The sequence below is a fragment of the Sphingopyxis sp. genome, from assembly GCF_036675685.1.
In the GTDB taxonomy this organism is placed as follows: domain Bacteria; phylum Pseudomonadota; class Alphaproteobacteria; order Sphingomonadales; family Sphingomonadaceae; genus Sphingopyxis.
The window spans coordinates 37089-54806 of record NZ_JAKFEM010000018.1; the positions used below are offsets into that span (position 1 = coordinate 37089).

Below are 17718 nucleotides of genomic sequence, written 5' to 3' on the forward strand. Positions count from 1 at the left end.
TGATGGGCATGTCTTCGGAAATGCTCAAAGGGCATCTCGACGCGGTGCTGCTCGCGACCATCGGCGATGCGGCGCTGCACGGCTATGCGATCATCGAGGCGATCCGGACACGCAGCGGCGGGCATTTCGACCTGCCCGAAGGGACAATCTATCCGGCGCTTCACCGGCTCGAACTCGCGGGCCTGCTCGCGAGCCGCTGGGTGCAGCCCGAGAGTGGGCGCAAACGCCGGGTCTATGCGCTGACCGACACGGGGCGCCAGTCGCTCACCGAACGCCGCGCGGGGTGGCGCAGCTTTGCAGGCGGCATCGACATGCTGCTGGACGCGCGCGCATGACCGGCCTGATCGCCGCCTATCTCGACGAGCTCGACCGGGTCCTCGCCTTCGATGCCCGGCTGTCGCGGCGTGTTCACGACGAAATCGAATCGCATCTTTTCGATACCGCCGAGCATGTGGGTGAGGCCGACGCGGTGCGGCGCTTCGGGCACCCGGCCGAAATTGCGCGCGCCTATGCCGAGGCGGCCTTGCCCGACCGGTTGCGCCGGTCTTGTGTCGCCGCCGCGCTGCTTGGCGGTGCGACCTTGCTGCTGATGCGGCTGCGGACGGTGGCGCTCGATATTCCCGGCGGAAGCGATGCGCTTACCTGGCTCGATCGCGGCGGGTTGGTCGCCGCGCTGCTGTGCATTGGTGCGGCTTGGTTGTTTTCGTTGCGTCAACGCATCGCTTTGGTGCGCAAAGCGCTGCATCTGGCCGCCGGGTGCTTCGCGCTCTCGGTGGGCGCCAGCCTGCTGCGCGCTTTCGATGGCGGGAGCGGCGATGGCGCATTCGCGTTGATCGCGGGCACGGCGTTGGTCGAAGCGATATTGGTGGGTGGGCTGATGATGCAACTCGCGCGGCTCGACCGCTATGCGCGCCGCCTCGCGGCCTAGCGCTTCCCCCCGAACAATTGCCGCCCCGCCAGATCGAGCATGATTTCCTCGCTGCCTCCCCCAATGGCATTGACGCGCACCTCGCGGTAGATGCGCTCGACCTTGCTGCCGGTGATATAGGACGCGCCACCCAGCACCTGCGCCGCCTCGCGCGCCACCGCCTCCAGCATGCGCGTCGCCTGCACTTTCAGCATCGCGAAGTCGGCGGGGCGGTCCTTGCCGTTCTTGACCTGCCACGCGCAAAGGTCGACCCACGCCTGCGTCGCCTCGATCTGGCGTTCCATGTCGGCGAGCTTGATACGGATCGACTGATGGCCGACGAGCGGCTTGCCGAAGGTCTCGCGGTTCTGCGCCCATTCGGCGGCCTCGGCCATCGCGACGCGGGCGTAGGCGCAGCAGCCCATCGCCATGCCGAGCCGTTCGCTGTTGAAATTGCGCATGATGCCGATGAAGCCGGCGTTTTCCTGCCCGATCAGGTTTTCGGTCGGGACGCGGACGTCGGAGAAATGGATCGCGGCGGTGTCGCTGCAGCGCCAACCCATCTTGTCGAGCCGCGTGCGCTCGACCCCCGGCGCGTCCATCTCGATCAGCAGCAGCGAGATGCCCGCAGCACCCGGCCCGCCGGTGCGCACCGCGCAGGTCAGCCAGTCGGCGCGCATGCCGCTGGTGATGAACATCTTGCCGCCGTTGACGATGTAGTGATCGCTGTCCCGCACCGCCGTCGTCTTGAGGTTGGCGACGTCGCTGCCGCCCCCCGCCTCGGTGATCCCAAGCGCGATGATCCTGTCGCCCGCGAGCACCGGCGGCGCGATGCGCTGCTTCAACTCTTCGGACCCCAATGCGAGAATCGGCGGCAGGCTGATGCCGTGGGTCATCAGCGACGCGCCAAGGCCGCCTGCGCCGACCGCCGCGAGTTCCTCGGTCAGCACGAGGCCGTGGAAATTGTCGAAACCTTCGCTATGGCCGCCATATTGCTCGGGGTAGCGGAGGCCGAGGATGCCGGCGTCGGCTGCTTTCTTGTGCAGGTCGCGCGGCAATTCGCCCTCGGCTTCCCAGCGGTCGATGTGCGGCGCGATTTCGCGCGCGACGAAACGGCGGACGCTTTGCGCCAGCGCCTCATGGGTTTCGTCATAATAGGGCGAGCGCGCGCGCCAGTCGTCGAAAGCTGTCATGGCGGGATGCTGCGCGGGGTTGACGTAAACGTCAAGCAGCGTTTCTGCCGCAGCGAAGCTGCAAGACAATCTCACACAAAGACACAAGAGGGCGCCTTCTTTGCGCGAGCGAACTGCCATCTTTGTGCCTTTGTGTGAAAAATAAATGGCGCGACCTGTCGGTCGCGGATTCGGCAGGCTTGCGCCGTGCGTCCAAGCACTTAAGGTCGCGCGCCATGAACAAGTCGCACCTGCTCGCCGGCCTCGCCGCATTCGCCCTCCTGTCCACCCCCGCCGCCGCGCAAAAATCGCCCGAGGCGACCGCCGAGGCTGCGCTCAAAAAGGCGCCGGTGTTCGACGGGCATAATGACGTGCCGTGGGCGCTGCGCGGGCGCGCCGACAATATGATCAACAATTTCGATTTCGAGGATACGACCCACACCGCGAAACCCGACGCGACCCCGCCCGAGATCGCGATGCACACCGACCTCGTCCGGCTGCGCAAGGGCCATGTCGGCGCGCAATTCTGGTCGGTCTATGTGCCCTCCAACCCGAACGAACAGCAGTCGGTGCAGCAAACGCTCGAGCAGATCGACGTGATGAAGCGGCTGGTCGCGCGTTATCCCAACGACCTTGCGCTTGCGTCCACGTCGGCCGAGCTCGAAAAGGCGATGAAGGCGGGCAAGATCGCCGGGATGCTCGGCATGGAGGGCGGCCAGTCGATCGGCTCGTCGCTTGGCGTTCTGCGCCAGATGTACGACCTTGGCGCACGCTACATGACGCTGACGCACTCGAAGAATTTGAGCTGGGCCGATTCCGCGACCGACGCACCGGCGCACGACGGGCTCACCGATTTCGGGCGGCAGGTGGTGCGCGAGATGAACCGCATCGGGATGATCGTCGACCTGAGCCACGTCAGCGAAGCGACGATGAAGGATGCGCTCGAAACGGCGAAGGCGCCGGTGATGTTCAGCCATTCGGGGGTGCGCGCGGTGAACCCGCATCCGCGCAACGTCCCCGACAGCGTGCTGCCCGCGGTGAAGGCGAATGGCGGGATCGTGATGATCGTGCTGCTGCCGACCTTCCTCGACGCCAATGTCCGCGCGCAAGGGCTCGCGCGCACCGCCGAGGCGGCGCGGCTGAAATCGCTCTATCCGGGCGATCCGGCGGCCGAGGCGGCGGCGCTGAAGAGCTGGGACGCCGCCAACCCGGCTCCCACGACCAGCGTCGGGAAGGTCGCCGACCATATCGACCATCTGAAAAAGACGATCGGGGTCGATCATATCGGGCTGGGCGGCGATTATGACGGGATGGATTCGGCGCCGGTCGGCATGGAGGATGTGTCGGGCTATCCCGCGCTGTTCGTCGAGCTTGCCAAGCGCGGATACAGCCAGGCCGATCTCGAGAAGATTTCGAGCGGCAATATGCTGCGCGTGCTGAAGGCGGTCGAGGCCTATGCCGCGAGCCAGAAGGGGCAGCCGCCGGTCGAAACGCCGGTGGCGAAGTAGGAGCCTTGCCATGTCCTTGTATCCCCGCGAAGGCGGGGATCCAGAGCGATATACGCAACGCCTGTTTTCGACGCTCTGGGCTCCCGCCTTCGCGGGAGCACAGGCTTAAGCTTTCTGCCGAAACGGCCACTCCACCGCGCCGCTCGCCCACAGCGCCCACCAGATGATCAGCGGCTGCGCGGCGAGGCGCGGGCCGTGATACCACCAGCTCAGCGTCTCGCCGCCGATCACGACATTGGCGAGCGCGTGGTGGAAGTTCGCTGGCCAGACGCAGAGCGCATAAAGTGCGAGCCCCCAGCCCGCGGCCTTGCGTGTCGCCGGGATCATCAGCCCGATCGCGCCCGCAATCTCGGCCAGGCCGGTCGCGGCGACGACCAGTCCGGGGTTCGGCGCCCCCGGCGGGATGATTGCGAGGAAGGGCGAGGGCCGCGCCAGATGCGCCCAGCCCGCATAGCCATATGCCAGCGCGAGCAGCCAGCGCAGCACCGTGCGCGCTTTCGATGGGCTCACCGCCCAAGCGCTTCGAGCATCGCCTCGATCGTCACGAATTTCTCGCGCGGGTTGCCGTCGAGCGCGGCCCTGACCTCGGCCTCCTCGATTCGGCGCCAGTCGCGGAAGGTGACGGGGGCGACGCCGCGGCTTGCGAGCAAAGTGTCGAGCCCGGGACGCCCCGCCTTGCCCGCGCCACGACCGATGTCCTCGAGGACCATTTCCCCCACGCGCGCGCCGTCGGGCTTGTTGGTGCCGATCGTCCCCGACGGCCCGCGCCGCGCCCAGCCGACGCAATAGAGGCCGGGCAGGATCCGCCCGTCGTCGTTGGCGAAGCGGCCGCGGCCATGTTCGTACGGCACGCCGGGGATCGGCGGCGTCTGATAGCCGATGCAGCTGATCACGAGGCCGGCGTCGATCGCATAGGTTTCACCGGTGCCGTGGCTGCGCAGGTCGGCGTCGAGCGTGGTGCGCTCGACAATGATGCGCTCGACGCGGCCCCCATTTTCGTTGGTCCCTTCGATCGCGACGGGCATTGCGAAGAAATCGAAATCGATCGTTACCGGCTTGGCGACGGGGTTGGCGGCGAAGCCGCGCAAATGCGTCACCGATTTGCGCATCCCGGGTTCGAGCAGCGCGTCATCGCCCTCGGGGGGTAGGTCGGCGGGATCGACGCGCGGGCTCGCGCGCTCGAGATGGCCGAGCTCGCCGAGCTCCTTCGGCGTCATCGCAATCTGGTGCGGGCCGCGGCGGCCGAGGATATGGATATGGCGCACCGCGCTCGCCCCCAGCGCGTCGCGCGCGTGCGCGACGATGTCGCTGCCGCCAAACTCGGCGGGCGTCTTGGCGAGGATGCGCGCGACGTCGAGCGCGACATTGCCGTTGCCGATCACCGCGACGCCGGGGGCATCGAGCAGCGGATTGAGCCCAGCGAAATCGGGATGGCCGTTGTACCAGCCGACGAAGGCCGCGCTGCCGATCACGCCGGGCAGGTCGGCGCCGGGGATGTCGAGCGGCCGGTCGTTCGGCGCGCCGGTCGCCAGCACGACGGCGTCGTAGAGGGTGACCAGCTCGTCGATGGTGACGTCGCTGCCCACCGAAACATGCCCGACGAAGCGGACATTCTCGGTCAGCGCGACGCCCTCATAGCGGCGCGACACCGCCTTGATCGACTGGTGATCGGGGGCGACGCCGGTGCGGATCAGGCCATAGGGGACGGGCAGGCGGTCGATGACGTCGATCGCAATATCGCCGGCTTTTTGCAATGTTTCGGCGGTATAATAGCCCGCGGGACCCGATCCGACGATCGCGACATGACGCATCAACCCACTCCTTTGGGTGTCCGCGCGGGCGCGCGGCCCCCTATCTTGTTATGCGGCGATGCTAGCGGCGAAATGCGGCAGGGCAAGCAGCCTTGTGCGGGTAGGCACGGCGGCCTTGACAGCGCGCCCGTGCAATCATATTGCGCGCGCCTCTGGTGCCCCGTCGTCTAATGGTAAGACTGCGGTTTCTGATACCGCCTATCGAGGTTCGAATCCTCGCGGGGCATCCATATTTTCCGATAGATTGTTGTTCGCGCCCTTGCTCGTGGATGGAGCGAGGGAAGGCGATACGCGCACCGCGCGCGCTCGCAATTGCTCGGTAGGCCCCCTATCAGTTGCCGTTGGCGATCAGCGCAAAGGGGGCCCAGGCGGCGGGATGCGCCCAATCGCTGTTCCAGCCCTCGACCGCCGTGCCGTCATCGCGTTTGCCCGTGCGGATCGCCCGCATCGCCGATTGAAACGCCGCCGCGCGCCCCGCCCTCGGATCGCGTTCGGCATTGGCGAGCGTCTCGACGGTGAGTGCGGCCGTTACGCGGTCGCCGACCCGCCAACGGGTCGCAAACAAGGCGTCGGCGCCGGCGTAGAGAAAAGCCTGCGCGAGCGCGGAGAGCGCATCGCCGCCGCCGGCCCCTTCGGCCGTCGCCGTGTTGCACGCGGACAGGATCAGCCACGATGCCGACAGGTCGAGCGCCGCCGCTTCGGACGCGGCGAGAATCCCGTCATCGGCCATGCTCGGGCTGACGGGCGGCGTGAAGATCAGCCCGGGTTCGGCAAACCCCTCGATTTCCCCGGGGAGAATCCCGTGCGTCGCAAAGGCGATGATGCGCGCGTCCTTTAGACGGGGATCGGCGCGGACTGCGGCTTCCGTCGCATCGGGTCCCAGGCGGATGGCCCCTGTATCGGCTTTTAACAGCCGCGCCATCGCGTTAAGTTCGACCGCGGTGCCGGGAAGCGACGGAAGCGCCCGCAGCCGTTCGGGATCGGCGAACTCCTGCTCGGCGCCGGTCACCCGCGGGGCAAGGCCGGCGGTGACCGCCCTGGCTTTTCCGGCGGATGCAAGGCGGGGTGCGCCATAGCCGATGAAGGGCGTCGCATGTCTTTTGGGTCGCTTTGTATCGATCGCGCGCAGCGTTGCGACCGACGGCAGGTTGACGATCGCGAAGCGGTCGCTGAGCCAGGACGTCGCCGCCAGCGCGGTTTCGGTGTCGGGGCCTTGCGGCTCTTCGGTGATGAAGGCCGTGAAGGGAAGGTCGGACAGCGGGCCCGACGTGGCGACATAGAGCGTCTTCACGTCCTTCAGCAGGTCCTCGTGCGGCTGGACCAGGAAGCGATAGAGATCCCACGCGTAGCGGCGCTCGAACAGCGGCGAGGCGGTCCAGATGCCGCTGCAGGTTGCCGGATCGACTTCGCAGCGGAAGGCTTCGATCGTGCCCTTCAGAAAGGACTGCAATCTGGGGACCGCGTGCCAGCCGGCGTCCTCCTTCGTGACGACATAGGTGAAGTCGTAAAGCTCGCCCTCGGCGACGAGCAACAGCGCCTCGCCGGGGCGCAGGCGGCCACGCACTTCCTTTTCGGTTAGCGAACGCGGCGCCACCAATCGCGCATAGCCCGGATAGGCCCGGCGCAATTCCAGCCCGACATCGGCGAGATCCCGCCCCAATTCCGCGATTTCCTGCTTCAACCTCGGTCCGCTTTGCGATGTCCCGGCGATCGCCGCGGCCAGGGCGCGATCTTTGTCGCGTATCGTCTTGGCGAGATCCTGCTGGCGGCGAACCAGCCGCGCGAGCGGGGTATCCCCCAGCGCCTCGCGCGCCGCGATCCCGGCCAGCGCACGGGTCGAGGCGCTCGAGACCGCATCCTGCGCGATCATGAAGGACTCGGCCCTGAGCTTTGCTTCTTCGCTGCGGACCTGCGTTGCATGGTTGGCGTAGAGGGTGAGCGCGAGCGCGAAGACGCCGGACCCGGCGGTGTCGGACCAGTCGTCATTGCTGAGGGCGGCCGCGACGGCGCGCTCGCCGGGCGACGACCCGGAAACCCCCGAAGCCGACAGCACGCGGGCCCGCTCGCTGCGCGCCCGGTCGACGGCGCTGCGCATCAGCGACACATATTCGGACGATGCGGGGTCGTGCCGCGCCAGCGACCTGGCCAGCGCCACCGATGCGACCGCGACATAGGCATGGCCGGGATCGAGCCCTTCTTTCGCGAGGGCGAGTGCGCGCCGCTGATAATCGATCGCCTCTTCGCGCTTTCCCTGCCCGATCAATATCGCGCCCATCCTGCCGAGGTCGGCGACGCTTTCCTCGACGCTGCGATCGGGCAAGGTCGCCCGCAGACGGATCACGCGCGCCTGCAGCGCCGCCGCATCGTCCGATTTTCCCGCTCGGGTCAGCAGGCCGACGAGGTTGCCGAACGAACGAAGCGTGTCGGGGTTGTTCGGACCCAGGATCTTTTCGCGGATCGCGATGGCCTGGCGGAGTCGCATTTCGGCTTCGAGATCGCGTTTCTGGCGGTCGAGATTGGTCGACAGCAGCGACAGCGATCGTGCGACGTCGAGGCTTCCGCGCCCCTTGGACCGGGTCAGCACATCGAGGTTGCGGCGATAGATCGCCTCGGCCTCGGCAAGCTTGCCCATTTCCTCGAGATTGAGGGCGTAGCTGTTAACTTCCTCGATGACGAACGAGTCTTCGTCCCCGAGCGCGGCCTTTCCGAATTCGATCGCTTTCAGCAGCGCCGCCGAGGCTTCGGGGCGGCGGCGCTGGCCTGCCAATATCTCGCCGAGCGTGCCCCACGCAGCCGACAGCGCCCGCGTTTCGCCATCGAGCGCGGCCGTCAGGTCGATCGCGCGCCGCGCGAGCGGCTCCGCCGTCCGATAGTCGCCCCGCTGCGACAGGACGAGCGCAAGCCGCCGTGTCGCCGTGGCGAGCGCCTTGCGATCGCCGATCCGTTCGCGGACGCCGATGGCATCGCGCATCGATGCTTCGGCTTCGGTGGTCGCGCCGGTCAGGTAGAGGATGTTGGCGAGCAATTCCATGTCGGTCGCGGCGGCGGCGGTGCCGGCCGCGCCCAGGCGGGCATGCCGCGCGACGCGTGCGCGGGCAACGGGTTCGAGATCGACGAACCGCCCCGTGTCGATCAGCGCCCGGATCTCGCCCTCGGTATAGGCGTCGGGCGCCTTGGCCGGATCGGGCCGACGCGCTGCGATGGCGGGTGGCGGAACGCTCACCTGCGGATCGCTCGCTGCACGGGCGGCCGCATCGCGGCGCAGCAGGGTGGTGAGGTGATAGAGCGCGGCGCGGGTATCGGCATGGTCGCGGCCGAGCGCCACGGCCTGGATGTCATAGGCCTGTTCGGCGACCGTTTCGGCCTCTTCGAAGGCGCCCTCCGCCTTCAGATAGATCGAGAGAAGATAGAGTTCGCGGGCGGTGTCGGGGGTCTCGCGCCCCTTGGTCCCGGTCACGGCCGCGAGCTTCTGGCGCTGTTTCGCGGAGCGCTCGGCATAGGCGGTCGCTTTCGCTTTTTCTTCGGCAAGAAGCGTCGCGAGCGTCCCCACGACGGGATGGTCGGCGCCGAATGTCGCCCGGCCAAGATTGGTTCCTTGTTCAAAGGCGCGCACGGCTTCGCCAAGCCGGTCCTGTGCGTCGAGACTGCGGCCCAGATTGCCCCACGCGGCGACGAGCCTGTCGTCCTTGGCACCCGGCGATAACAGCAGGTCGATTGCGCGCCGTGCAAGCCCCTCCGCTTCGTCATAGCGACGAAGCTCCAGCATCACCGATGCCAGCCGGTTGAGCGCGCGGCCGGTCGGCGCCGCGTCGCCGATCCGCTCGCGCACGCCGAGTGCCGCGCGCATCAGGGGCTCGGCTTCTGCCGCGCGCTTCGTGGTGACGAGGATCCATGCGAGCAACTCGGCATCGCTTGCAGCGAGCGCGGTCTCCGCTTGATCGGCCGCCCGGTGCGCGGCCAGGCGCGCGCGCAGGACCGTTTCCGCCTCCGCAAGCCGCCCGGTGTCGACGAGAGCCTTGATCTCCTCTTCGCTATAGTCGGACGGGGGCTTGGTCGGCGTGGAGGTGGCGGGAAGAACGGGGGTCAGAGCCGGCGATGCCTGCGCGGCCACCGGGGATGGCGGCAACGCCGTCAACAACACCGCAAGCCAAATCGGGCGGCAAAGCCCGCGTCTCACGCGATGCCCCGCTGATTCATCCGGACAAACCAGTCTCCAGCTCGCGCCAACATCTCGTTTTGAACGAAGAATGAAGGCAATCGTTCCTGTGACGGGCTTTGGACCCAACCCAACCGGCGCGATGCGGCCAGTCGCGCCTTTCGTCCGGTCTAGCGCCCCTTGACTTGTCAATCATATCAGTTGAGTTAAATTGGCGTTTCGGGACGTATACCGAGTCGACCGAGCCGACCTGTCTGTTTGACAAGAGGAGACCGCGCATGGCCAGCCTGGCCCAGCCCCCCGACCTGTTCGATGCCGCGCGTTCGCTAGGCGTTTCGATTTTGCCCGCGACCCCGGCCATCGGTGCCGAGATCGGCGGGCTTGACCTCAATCGCCCGCTTTCATCCGAAGAAGCCGACCTGCTCCGCGCCGCCTGGCTGCGCTTCAAGGTCGTCTTTTTTCGCGACCAGGATATTTCCCACGAAAGCCATGTCCGGCTTGGCGAATATTTCGGCGATCTTGAAGGCCATCCGGTGATCCCGCATATCGAGGGCTATCCCGAAATCCTGCGCATCGAGGGGGTCGAAGGCGTCCAGCTGACCGCGGAGACGCTCGCGCCCTTCCAGGCCTATAACAAATGGCATACCGACGTGACCTTCCGGCAGCGGCCTTCGATCGCCTCGATCCTGCGCGCGCGGCATCTGCCTCCGCTTGGCGGCGACACGATGTGGGCCGACACCGCCGCCGCCTATGCCGGGCTGCCGCAGGCGGTGAAGGACCGGATTGAGGGGCTGGAGGCCGAGCATGACATCGTGCGCAGCTTCGGCGGCCGGGTGAGCGAGGAAAAACGGGCGCAGCTCGCGCGCGATTTCCCGCCGGTGCGTCATCCCGTCGTGCGCTCGCATCCTGAAACGGGCGAGAAGATCCTTTACGTCAATTACACCTTCACCAGCCGCATCATCGGTGTGAGCGAGGAGGAGAGCGACAGCCTGCTGCGCCTGCTGTTCGACCGGATCAAGGTGCCCGAATATCAGGTACGTTTCCGCTGGACCCCGAACGCGATCGGCATCTGGGACAATCGCTCGACCCAGCATTATGCCGTCGGCGATTATTGGCCCGAGCACCGCGTGCTCGAACGGGTCACGGTGTCGGGCGACGTGGTGACGCGTTGATCGAGGCACAGCTCCACTCGCCGCGCCCGCGTTTTCGCACCGCGACGCGCGTCGCGATCGTCGGCGCGGGTTTCTCGGGGACGCTGCTCGCGATCAACCTGCTCGAACAGGTCGATGTCGAGGTGCTGCTGATCGAGCGCGACCGGCATCGCATGGGCGCCGGGGTCGCGTACAGCAGCACCGAAACCTCGCACCTGCTCAACGTCCGCGCGGGCAATATGAGTGCCTTTGCCGACCGGCCCGATCATTTTTGCGAATGGCTCGCCGCGCGCGGGCTCGGTTGCGAGGCCGCGTTCGTCACGCGCGCGACCTATGGCCAGTATCTGCGCGAAACGCTTCGCCAGGCGATGGAGCGATACGGGCGGCGGCTGAAGCTCGTCGACGACGAGGTGCTCGACATCGAGGAGCGCGGCGGGCAGGTGACGCTCGGTCTCGTCAACGGCGGGCTGATCGAGGCCGATCGCGCGGTGCTCGCGATCGGCAATCTGCCGCCGCACGACCCGCCCGCGATCGCGCGCGCGCACCTGCCGTCGCACCGCTATATCGCCGATCCCTGGGCCAGCGCCTTCGAGGATGGGCTCGACAAGACGGCGCCGGTGCTGGTCGTCGGCACCGGGCTGACCGCGGTCGATGTGATCCTGCGGCTCGTCGCGCACGGCCACGAAGGACCGATCACGGCGCTGTCGCGCCGGGGTCTCCGCCCGCATCGCCATGTCGATGGCCTGCCGCGCCCGAAGCCGGTGCTCGCGAAGCCCGCGCCCGATCTCTCCGAGCTGGTGCGCTGGGCGCGCGACGAATCGCGAGCGCGCGATTGGCGGCTCGTCGTCGATTCGATCCGCCCGATCACCCAGATGATGTGGGCGGCGGCCGATGCCGGCAAGCGCGCGCGGTTCCTGCGCCACCTTCGTCCTTTCTGGGATGTGCATCGTCACCGGCTGGCGCCCGAGGTCGCCGACCGCATCGACGCGCTTGTCGCGTCGGGGCAGCTCCGCTTCCGCGCCGGCAAGATCGCCGGGGTGGCGGTCGAGCCCGATGCGCTCGCCGTATCGTGGCTGCCGCGCGGCGAAGACGAGCTGGTGACGACGCGTGCGGCGCGGATGATCAATTGCACCGGGCCGCAGGGCGACCTGCTGCGCTCGTCGGACCCGCTGGTCCGCCGCCTGCTCGGCGCGCGGCGGATCCGGCCCGATGCGCTGCGCCTCGGGCTCGACATCGACCGCGACGGGCATGTCATCGATGCCGCGGGCAAGGCGTCGGAGCATATATTGGCGATCGGGCCGATGACGCGCGGCGACCTGTGGGAAGTCGTCGCGGTGCCCGATATTCGGAGCCAGGTCAGCGCGCTCGCGCGCCGCCTCGTCAACGCGCACTGGACAGGCGGCGAGGGGCTCTAAATCTGCACAGACGGCAGGTTCATCCCTCAAACGAAAAAATCGCAGCCTTCTGCATCCATCGACCGCCTTCGCGCCGTCTAGTCCATGATCGGCCGCTGCGCCGGTCCGGGCGGCGGCTTCGCGCGGCGGTTGATATGTGCTCCCCGGTGCAGATCATCCCCGCCTTGCCGGGAGCCGCCGCCTGTGGTTTCACCGTGCCAAAGCGGCATGAAGGAGAGAGACGATGGATTTTCTGATTGCCGCGGCGGCGGCTGCCGCTACCGTTTCCGCCCCGGCCGCGGGGGCACCCGCGCTAACGACGATCCCGGTGGCGCCCGGGGAAACGATCAGCGCAGAGGATGTCGCGGCCTATATCAGCCCGCGCGAGGTCGCTTCCTATGTGCCCGCCCCGCCGCCGACCACCGAATTGGTCGCGATCAGCGACAGCTTCTTCTCCCTGATGGAAAATATCACGATGGTGGCGCTGTTCATCGTCGGCTTCTTCCTGCTCGCGCGGTTGCTCCACGCTTGGATGCTCCACCGCTCGATCCGCCGCGCGCTCGAGGCGAAGTCGGATGCGGTCAGCCCGCTGATCGACAAGCTCAACAAGCCTTATGAGCATCTGAGCGGAGCAAGCCCCGATGCCCCCGGCGACGATCGCAACGCGCTGGTGCTGCTCGCGATCGGGCTCGCGATGGCGGGTTTCGGGCTGATCCAGGGGCATGAGCAGCTGATCCGGATCTCGGCGGGCGCCGCGCTCTTCCCCGCTTTTGTCGGTATCGCACTCCTCGTCCGCCGCCGCCTCGCGCGCGCCGCGGCTGCCGAGGAGCGCGCCGCTGCGTGACGATGAAGGCGCCTTCGATACGGATCGGGCCCTGGGCCAGCGCGTTGCCGGGGGAGATCGCGCCGCTTTCCAGCTCCTCGTGCTGCGGCACGAGGGGCGGTTGCGCGCTTTCCTCGCCCGCGCCGCCGGATGCGATGCCGACGATCTGGCGCAGGAAGCCTTTGTTCGCGCGTGGCAGCGCGCCGGCGATTATCGGGGGCAGGGGAGTTATGCCGCGTGGATCATGGGGATCGGCTGGCGGCTGTTCCTCGACCAGCGGCGGACCGCGCGGCGACGCGAAGGACTCGCGGCGGGTGACGCCGCCCCCACCTCCACCGACCCGCGCCCGGCGAGCGATGCGGCGATCGACGCCGGCCGCCTGCTCGGTGCCTTGTCGCCGCAGGAACGCGCGGCGCTCACCCTCTGCTTCGGCCATGGCTGGTCGCACGGCGAGGCCGCGGAGATTATGGGGGTGCCGCTCGGCACGCTCAAATCGCTGGTCTTGCGCGGCCGCGCCAAGGCGCAGAAGATGATCGGCGAAGGAGCGGACGGATGACGGCCCCGAACGAATCCGAAACCGACGCGATGCTCGCCGCGATGCTGGCGCCGCCCGAGCGCGCGGGCGACCGCGGCTTTGCGATCCAGGTCGGGCGCGCGATCGATGCGCGGGCGGCCTATGCCCGCGCCCGTTCGCGTTTCTGGCGCAGCTTTATGTTCGAGGCGCTGGCAGTCGGCGCACTGCTCGCTGCGCTGTGGCTGTTGTCGTCGGCACCGCTGTTGGCGCCGCTCGCGGGAGCGGGGCATTGGGGTCTCGCCCCGCCGCTGTTGCTCATCCTGCTGCTCTGGTTCGGGACGCAGCGCTGGCGACAGGCCTAGCGCGCCCGACTCTAGCTGGCGGGCACGTCCTCGCCGTCGATGCCCTGATATTTGAGCTGGAGGTAGCGTTCGCGCGTCGCGAGCTTGTCGAGCTCGCCTGCGGCAAGGCTGCGCGCGGCGTTGCCGATTTCGCTTTCGAGCATCTTCAATCCGCCGACCAGCGTCTCGTCGGGGGTGCGCCCGGCATGCGCTTCGGTGCGCAGTCCCGCGGGAATGCGCTGATAGCCCGCGACGAGTTCGGGCAGATCCTCGCCGACGAGCTTGCGGATGTTCGCCGCCGCCGGGCTCGATGCGTCGAGTGTCTGGAGCTGCGGTGCGAGCAGGTCGAGCTGGACGCCGATGCCGTCGACAAGCTGGCGCGCCGGGGCGGGGAGCGCGGGGCGCTGCGCCTCGAGCCAGATTTCGGTGCGGCCGGCGAGCTGTTTGAGGTCGGCCTTGGGTAGATCGGCCTGGCGCGGCTCGGGAAAGGGTGACCGGCCGAACAGCACCGCGACCCCGATCAGGAGGATGAACAGCGCGAGCAGGCCGATAAAACCGAGCGGCTGGATCAGCGCGCCGAATACCGCGGCGCCGATCAGCACGATGCCGCCCGCGACGAGCACGCGGCCAAGCTTCTTGTAGAGATGCTGGCGGCGCAGCGCGACGCTCTTGGTGCCGATCGGGCGGCGGCGTTCGCGCGATCTTTCGATTGCGGAAGCCGCCGAAATCCGGATCTTGTCGACTTCGCTCATCGTCATTGTCGGCCTTTAACCTTCGAGCGACGCGAGCGGGCTGTCGGCGCCGCCGACGCTCGCCTGCGCCTGGCTCGCGCCTTCGGCGCGCGCGATATAGCCCTTCGACTTGGCGACCTCGCCCTCCAGCGTCGTCACCGTGGTCTTCATGCTGTCGAGCGCCTTGAGCTTGAAGGTGTCGATCGCATCCATCGTGTCATAGATATTCTGGAACGCACGCTGGAGCGTTTCCATCGGGATCGTGCTCGACGCCGCCTGTTCGTGGATCCGCGCGGTGTTGTCCTTCAGCATCTTCGACGTGCCGTCGATGATGTTCGCGGTCGTCGTGTTCAGTGCGGTGATCTGTTCGAGTACCAGCTTCTGGTTCGTCATCGCCTGCGCGACGGTGATCGCGGTCTTCAAGGCGCCGACGGTCGTGGTCGAGGCGCGGTCGACGCCCTTCACCAGCTCGACATTATTCTTTTTGACGAGGTCGAGCGCGAGATAGCCCTGTACCGTCACCGCCATTTGGGTGAGCAGATCCTGCGTGCGCTGGCGGGCATAGAAGAGCGCATTTTCGCGCAGCACCTTCGCCTTGGCGGGATCGACGCCGTCGAGCTCGGTGGCTTTGGCTTCGAGCTTTTCGTCGAGCGTGCCCGCGATGTGGACCATCTGCTCGAGCTTGCCCATCGCCTCCCACAGCTTGCGCCGTTCGACATCGATCGCGGCATTGTCCATCAACAGCTCGTCCTTGCCGTTCGACAAGGCGGTCAGGATGCCGCCGATATGCGTCTGCGCGCTGCGGTATTGGGCGAAATAATTGTTGATCTTGCCGCCGAAAATCTTGTCGAGAAAGCCGCGCTTGGTCAGCAGCTTGCCGTTCGCCGACGGATCGAGCCGTTCGACGGTGGTGCGCAGCTCGATCAGATTCTGGCCGATGTCGGTGTCGCGGTCCATCGCCTTGATCGGGCGGTCGAGGAAGCGGTTCGACTGGTTCGCCGCCTCCAGCATTTCCTTGCGGCCCATGTTGGTGATCTGGTCGACCTTTTGGCCGAAGGCAGGCGAATTGACGTCCTGTGCGACCAGGTCGTCGATGAAACCGTCGACGCGTTCCTCGAGCTTCGATTTCTGCTCGGTCGACAGCGGCACCAGGCCGGCGGCCTTTTCGGGCGCGACCGCGGGCACCGGATCGGGCGGGGTCAGCTTCAGCTCGTCGGTTGCGGTCGCCGTCGCGGTCAGTTCGCTCATTCGTCTTCCTTCCAGCCCCGAAGTTATAATCTCGGGCCGCCTGCCTATATGGCATGCGGACCTGTGTTATTCAAGCACTACACCCGTGCAGGGCGATTCAACACCGGCGCGATCCATGCCGACAGGATCAGTTGCGCCATATGATAGACGAGGATCGGGACCAGCACCATGCCGGCGATGGCGGGCGGGAAAAGCGTCGCGGCGAGCGGGGCGCCGACCGCGATACTCTTTTGCGCGCCCGAAAAGAGCAGGGTGATCCGGTCGGGGCGGGCGAGACCGAGGAGGCGGCCGAGGCTCCATGCGCCACCGAAAGACAGCGCGAGAAGGATGGCGACCGCGGCGAACACGATGCCGATCTCGCGTGCGTCGAGCAATTGCCAGATGCCCGCCACTACGGCGGCGGAAAAGGCGACATAGACGGCGATCGCGATGGCGGTGCGGTCCATCAGCGTCGCAAGGCCGCGATGCGCGAGCACCCACGGCCGCAGCCCGCGCTGCGCCAGCTGGCCGGCGACGAAGGGCAGCAGCAATATGGCGACGATGCGCAGCGCCGCCTCGCCATGAATCGCCCCCGCGCTGCCCGCGAGCGCCGCAAAGAGCAGCGGCGAGGCGACCACGCCGCTGAGGTTGAGCAGCGCCGCTGCGACGACGCTTGCCGCCACATTGCCGCCGGCGAGGCTGCTCGCCGCGGTCGCCGACTGGACGGTCGAAGGGAGAATGCCGAGGAAGAGGAAGCCGAGCGCGAGCGTCGCGGGCAGGAAGGGTGCGGTTGAGAGTTGTGCACCGAGGCCAAAGAGCGCCATCACGCCGAAGCAGAAGACGAAGGCGCCGCCCTGCAATTTCCAGTTGCGGATACCGTGCAGAACCTCGTCGCGCGGTAGACGGACGCCGTTCAGGAAGAAGAGAAGGACGATTGCGGCGGTCGAGAGGCTTTGTGCGATGGGAACGGCGTTCCCGCGAACCGGCAGCAGGCTGGCGAGCAGGATCGTTGCGAGCAGGATGGGGACGAAACGGTCGGGGAAGATCCGGGCGAGCATTGGGGCAGCGATGGCGGGGCGGCGGCACTTTGGCAAGCATGAGATCCTCCACCATCCGCTTCGCGGACGGCCCCCGCCCCCTCCCCATCGCTGCGCGACAGGGAGGATTGGCTGGGTCGCTAAATCCGATAGAGAGGGCCCCCATGGCCCACATCCTGATTCTCGCCGCGCTGCCCGAAGAGGCGGATGCCCTGTTTCCCGGCGTCGGCATCTGTGAGGCGAGGTCCTTCGCGGTCCGGCGTCTCGAAACGCCGGGCCACGACATCGTCATCGCGACCACCGGGCTCGGCAAGGTCAACGCCGCGCTCGCGGCGGGCCTGCTTGGCGGGAATGCCGATGTCCTGCTGATGACCGGCACCTGCGGCGCGCTCGGCGCGGCGCCGGGCGCTTATTGGCTCGCCGAGGCGGTGCAGCATGATTATGGCGCGGTCCATCCCGGCCTGTTCCGCCGCTATCGCGCGGGCGAATGGCCGATGGGCGATCCGGGCGAAGCGCATTTTGTCGCGATGCCCGATCCGGGGCTGGGCCTGCCGCATGCGCGCATCGCGAGCGGCGACAGCTTCGTTGCTTGCCCCGACGCGGCAACCGACCTGCAATCGCTCGGGGCGACGCTCGTCGATATGGAGGTCGGCGCGGTCGCGCAGGCCGCGGCGCGGCTGGGGAAGCCGTGGGCGGCGATCAAGGCGGTGACTGACGAAGCGAATGATGCCAGCGGCGGCGATTTCCAGGCGAACCTGATCCGTGCGGCACGAACGGCAGCAGGGGAGGTCGAGCGACTGGTCGCGATGCTGTGACGAACGATCGCTAACGACCGGTTGCAGTCATCCAACTTCTCGTCACCCCGGGCTTGACCCGGGGCCTGCCTTGTCTTTTCTCGGTTGGGAAGAAGGAAGGCGGGTCCCGGGTCAAGCCCGGGATGACGAAT

The 17718-nt window shown here is 67.5% G+C and carries 16 protein-coding genes and 1 tRNA gene; 10 read left to right on the plus strand and 7 right to left on the minus strand.

Annotated features, from left to right (window positions below):
• The first annotated feature begins 2 nt into the window (after positions 1-2).
• On the plus strand, positions 3-335 hold the full coding sequence (locus tag V6M50_RS08435) for a PadR family transcriptional regulator (RefSeq protein WP_332818113.1): 333 nt from the start codon (positions 3-5) through the stop codon (positions 333-335).
• Complete coding sequence (locus V6M50_RS08440) at positions 332-928, plus strand: HAAS signaling domain-containing protein (RefSeq protein ID WP_332818114.1); 597 nt, start codon at positions 332-334, stop codon at positions 926-928. Before V6M50_RS08435 ends, V6M50_RS08440 begins: the two co-directional genes overlap by 4 nt.
• Here the strand turns inward: V6M50_RS08440 and V6M50_RS08445 are convergent.
• Positions 925-2100, minus strand: coding sequence for an acyl-CoA dehydrogenase family protein (locus tag V6M50_RS08445; protein WP_332818115.1), 1176 nt, complete (start codon positions 2098-2100; stop codon positions 925-927). The genes V6M50_RS08440 and V6M50_RS08445 overlap by 4 nt on opposite strands.
• A 215-nt stretch (positions 2101-2315) precedes the next feature.
• Between V6M50_RS08445 and V6M50_RS08450 the strand changes: the two genes are divergently transcribed.
• The gene (locus tag V6M50_RS08450) at positions 2316-3587 is read left to right on the plus strand and encodes a dipeptidase (protein WP_332818116.1); all 1272 of its coding nucleotides are present in this window, start codon (positions 2316-2318) and stop codon (positions 3585-3587) included.
• 105 nt (positions 3588-3692) lie between these two features.
• On the opposite strand, the gene V6M50_RS08455 is transcribed toward V6M50_RS08450, so the two are convergent.
• Both V6M50_RS08455 and V6M50_RS08460 read right to left on the minus strand, forming a co-directional pair.
• On the minus strand, positions 3693-4097 hold the full coding sequence (locus tag V6M50_RS08455) for a DoxX family protein (RefSeq protein ID WP_332818117.1): 405 nt from the start codon (positions 4095-4097) through the stop codon (positions 3693-3695).
• On the minus strand, positions 4094-5398 hold the full coding sequence (locus V6M50_RS08460; protein WP_332818118.1) for an FAD-dependent oxidoreductase: 1305 nt from the start codon (positions 5396-5398) through the stop codon (positions 4094-4096). Before V6M50_RS08460 ends, V6M50_RS08455 begins: the two co-directional genes overlap by 4 nt.
• Before the next feature lie 156 nt (positions 5399-5554).
• On the opposite strand from V6M50_RS08460, the gene V6M50_RS08465 reads away from it, so the two are divergent.
• Positions 5555-5628, plus strand: a tRNA-Gln gene (locus V6M50_RS08465).
• Positions 5629-5729: 101 nt separating this feature from the next.
• Here the strand turns inward: V6M50_RS08465 and V6M50_RS08470 are convergent.
• A complete protein-coding gene (locus V6M50_RS08470) occupies positions 5730-9509 on the minus strand; it encodes a CHAT domain-containing protein (protein WP_332818119.1) in 3780 nt (1259 codons plus the stop codon).
• A gap of 323 nt (positions 9510-9832) precedes the next feature.
• On the opposite strand from V6M50_RS08470, the gene V6M50_RS08475 reads away from it, so the two are divergent.
• The 5 genes from V6M50_RS08475 (at position 9833) to V6M50_RS08495 (ending at position 13798) form a co-directional block, all read left to right on the plus strand.
• Complete coding sequence (locus tag V6M50_RS08475; protein WP_332818120.1) at positions 9833-10726, plus strand: TauD/TfdA dioxygenase family protein; 894 nt, start codon at positions 9833-9835, stop codon at positions 10724-10726.
• Entirely contained in the window at positions 10723-12120 is a 1398-nt protein-coding gene (locus V6M50_RS08480; RefSeq protein ID WP_332818121.1) for an FAD/NAD(P)-binding protein, read from the plus strand. The genes V6M50_RS08475 and V6M50_RS08480 overlap by 4 nt, the downstream gene beginning before the upstream one ends.
• Before the next feature lie 223 nt (positions 12121-12343).
• Entirely contained in the window at positions 12344-12943 is a 600-nt protein-coding gene (locus V6M50_RS08485) for a hypothetical protein (protein WP_332818122.1), read from the plus strand.
• The gene (locus V6M50_RS08490; RefSeq protein WP_332818123.1) at positions 12870-13478 is read left to right on the plus strand and encodes an RNA polymerase sigma factor; all 609 of its coding nucleotides are present in this window, start codon (positions 12870-12872) and stop codon (positions 13476-13478) included. Before V6M50_RS08485 ends, V6M50_RS08490 begins: the two co-directional genes overlap by 74 nt.
• Positions 13475-13798: a hypothetical protein gene (locus V6M50_RS08495; protein ID WP_332818124.1), complete on the plus strand. Its 324-nt coding sequence runs from the start codon at positions 13475-13477 to the stop codon at positions 13796-13798. Before V6M50_RS08490 ends, V6M50_RS08495 begins: the two co-directional genes overlap by 4 nt.
• 11 nt (positions 13799-13809) lie before the next feature.
• Here the strand turns inward: V6M50_RS08495 and V6M50_RS08500 are convergent, their stop codons facing one another.
• From V6M50_RS08500 to V6M50_RS08510, 3 genes are all read right to left on the minus strand, one after another.
• Positions 13810-14535, minus strand: a complete 726-nt coding sequence (locus V6M50_RS08500; RefSeq protein WP_332818125.1) for a hypothetical protein — start codon at positions 14533-14535, stop codon at positions 13810-13812.
• Positions 14536-14544: 9 nt separating this feature from the next.
• Positions 14545-15756, minus strand: coding sequence for a toxic anion resistance protein (locus V6M50_RS08505; protein ID WP_332818126.1), 1212 nt, complete (start codon positions 15754-15756; stop codon positions 14545-14547).
• A gap of 77 nt (positions 15757-15833) precedes the next feature.
• Positions 15834-16793: a bile acid:sodium symporter family protein gene (locus V6M50_RS08510; protein ID WP_332818127.1), complete on the minus strand. Its 960-nt coding sequence runs from the start codon at positions 16791-16793 to the stop codon at positions 15834-15836.
• A gap of 143 nt (positions 16794-16936) precedes the next feature.
• On the opposite strand from V6M50_RS08510, the gene V6M50_RS08515 reads away from it, so the two are divergent.
• Complete coding sequence (locus V6M50_RS08515) at positions 16937-17587, plus strand: 5'-methylthioadenosine/S-adenosylhomocysteine nucleosidase family protein (RefSeq protein ID WP_332818128.1); 651 nt, start codon at positions 16937-16939, stop codon at positions 17585-17587.
• Positions 17588-17718: the final 131 nt, after the last annotated feature.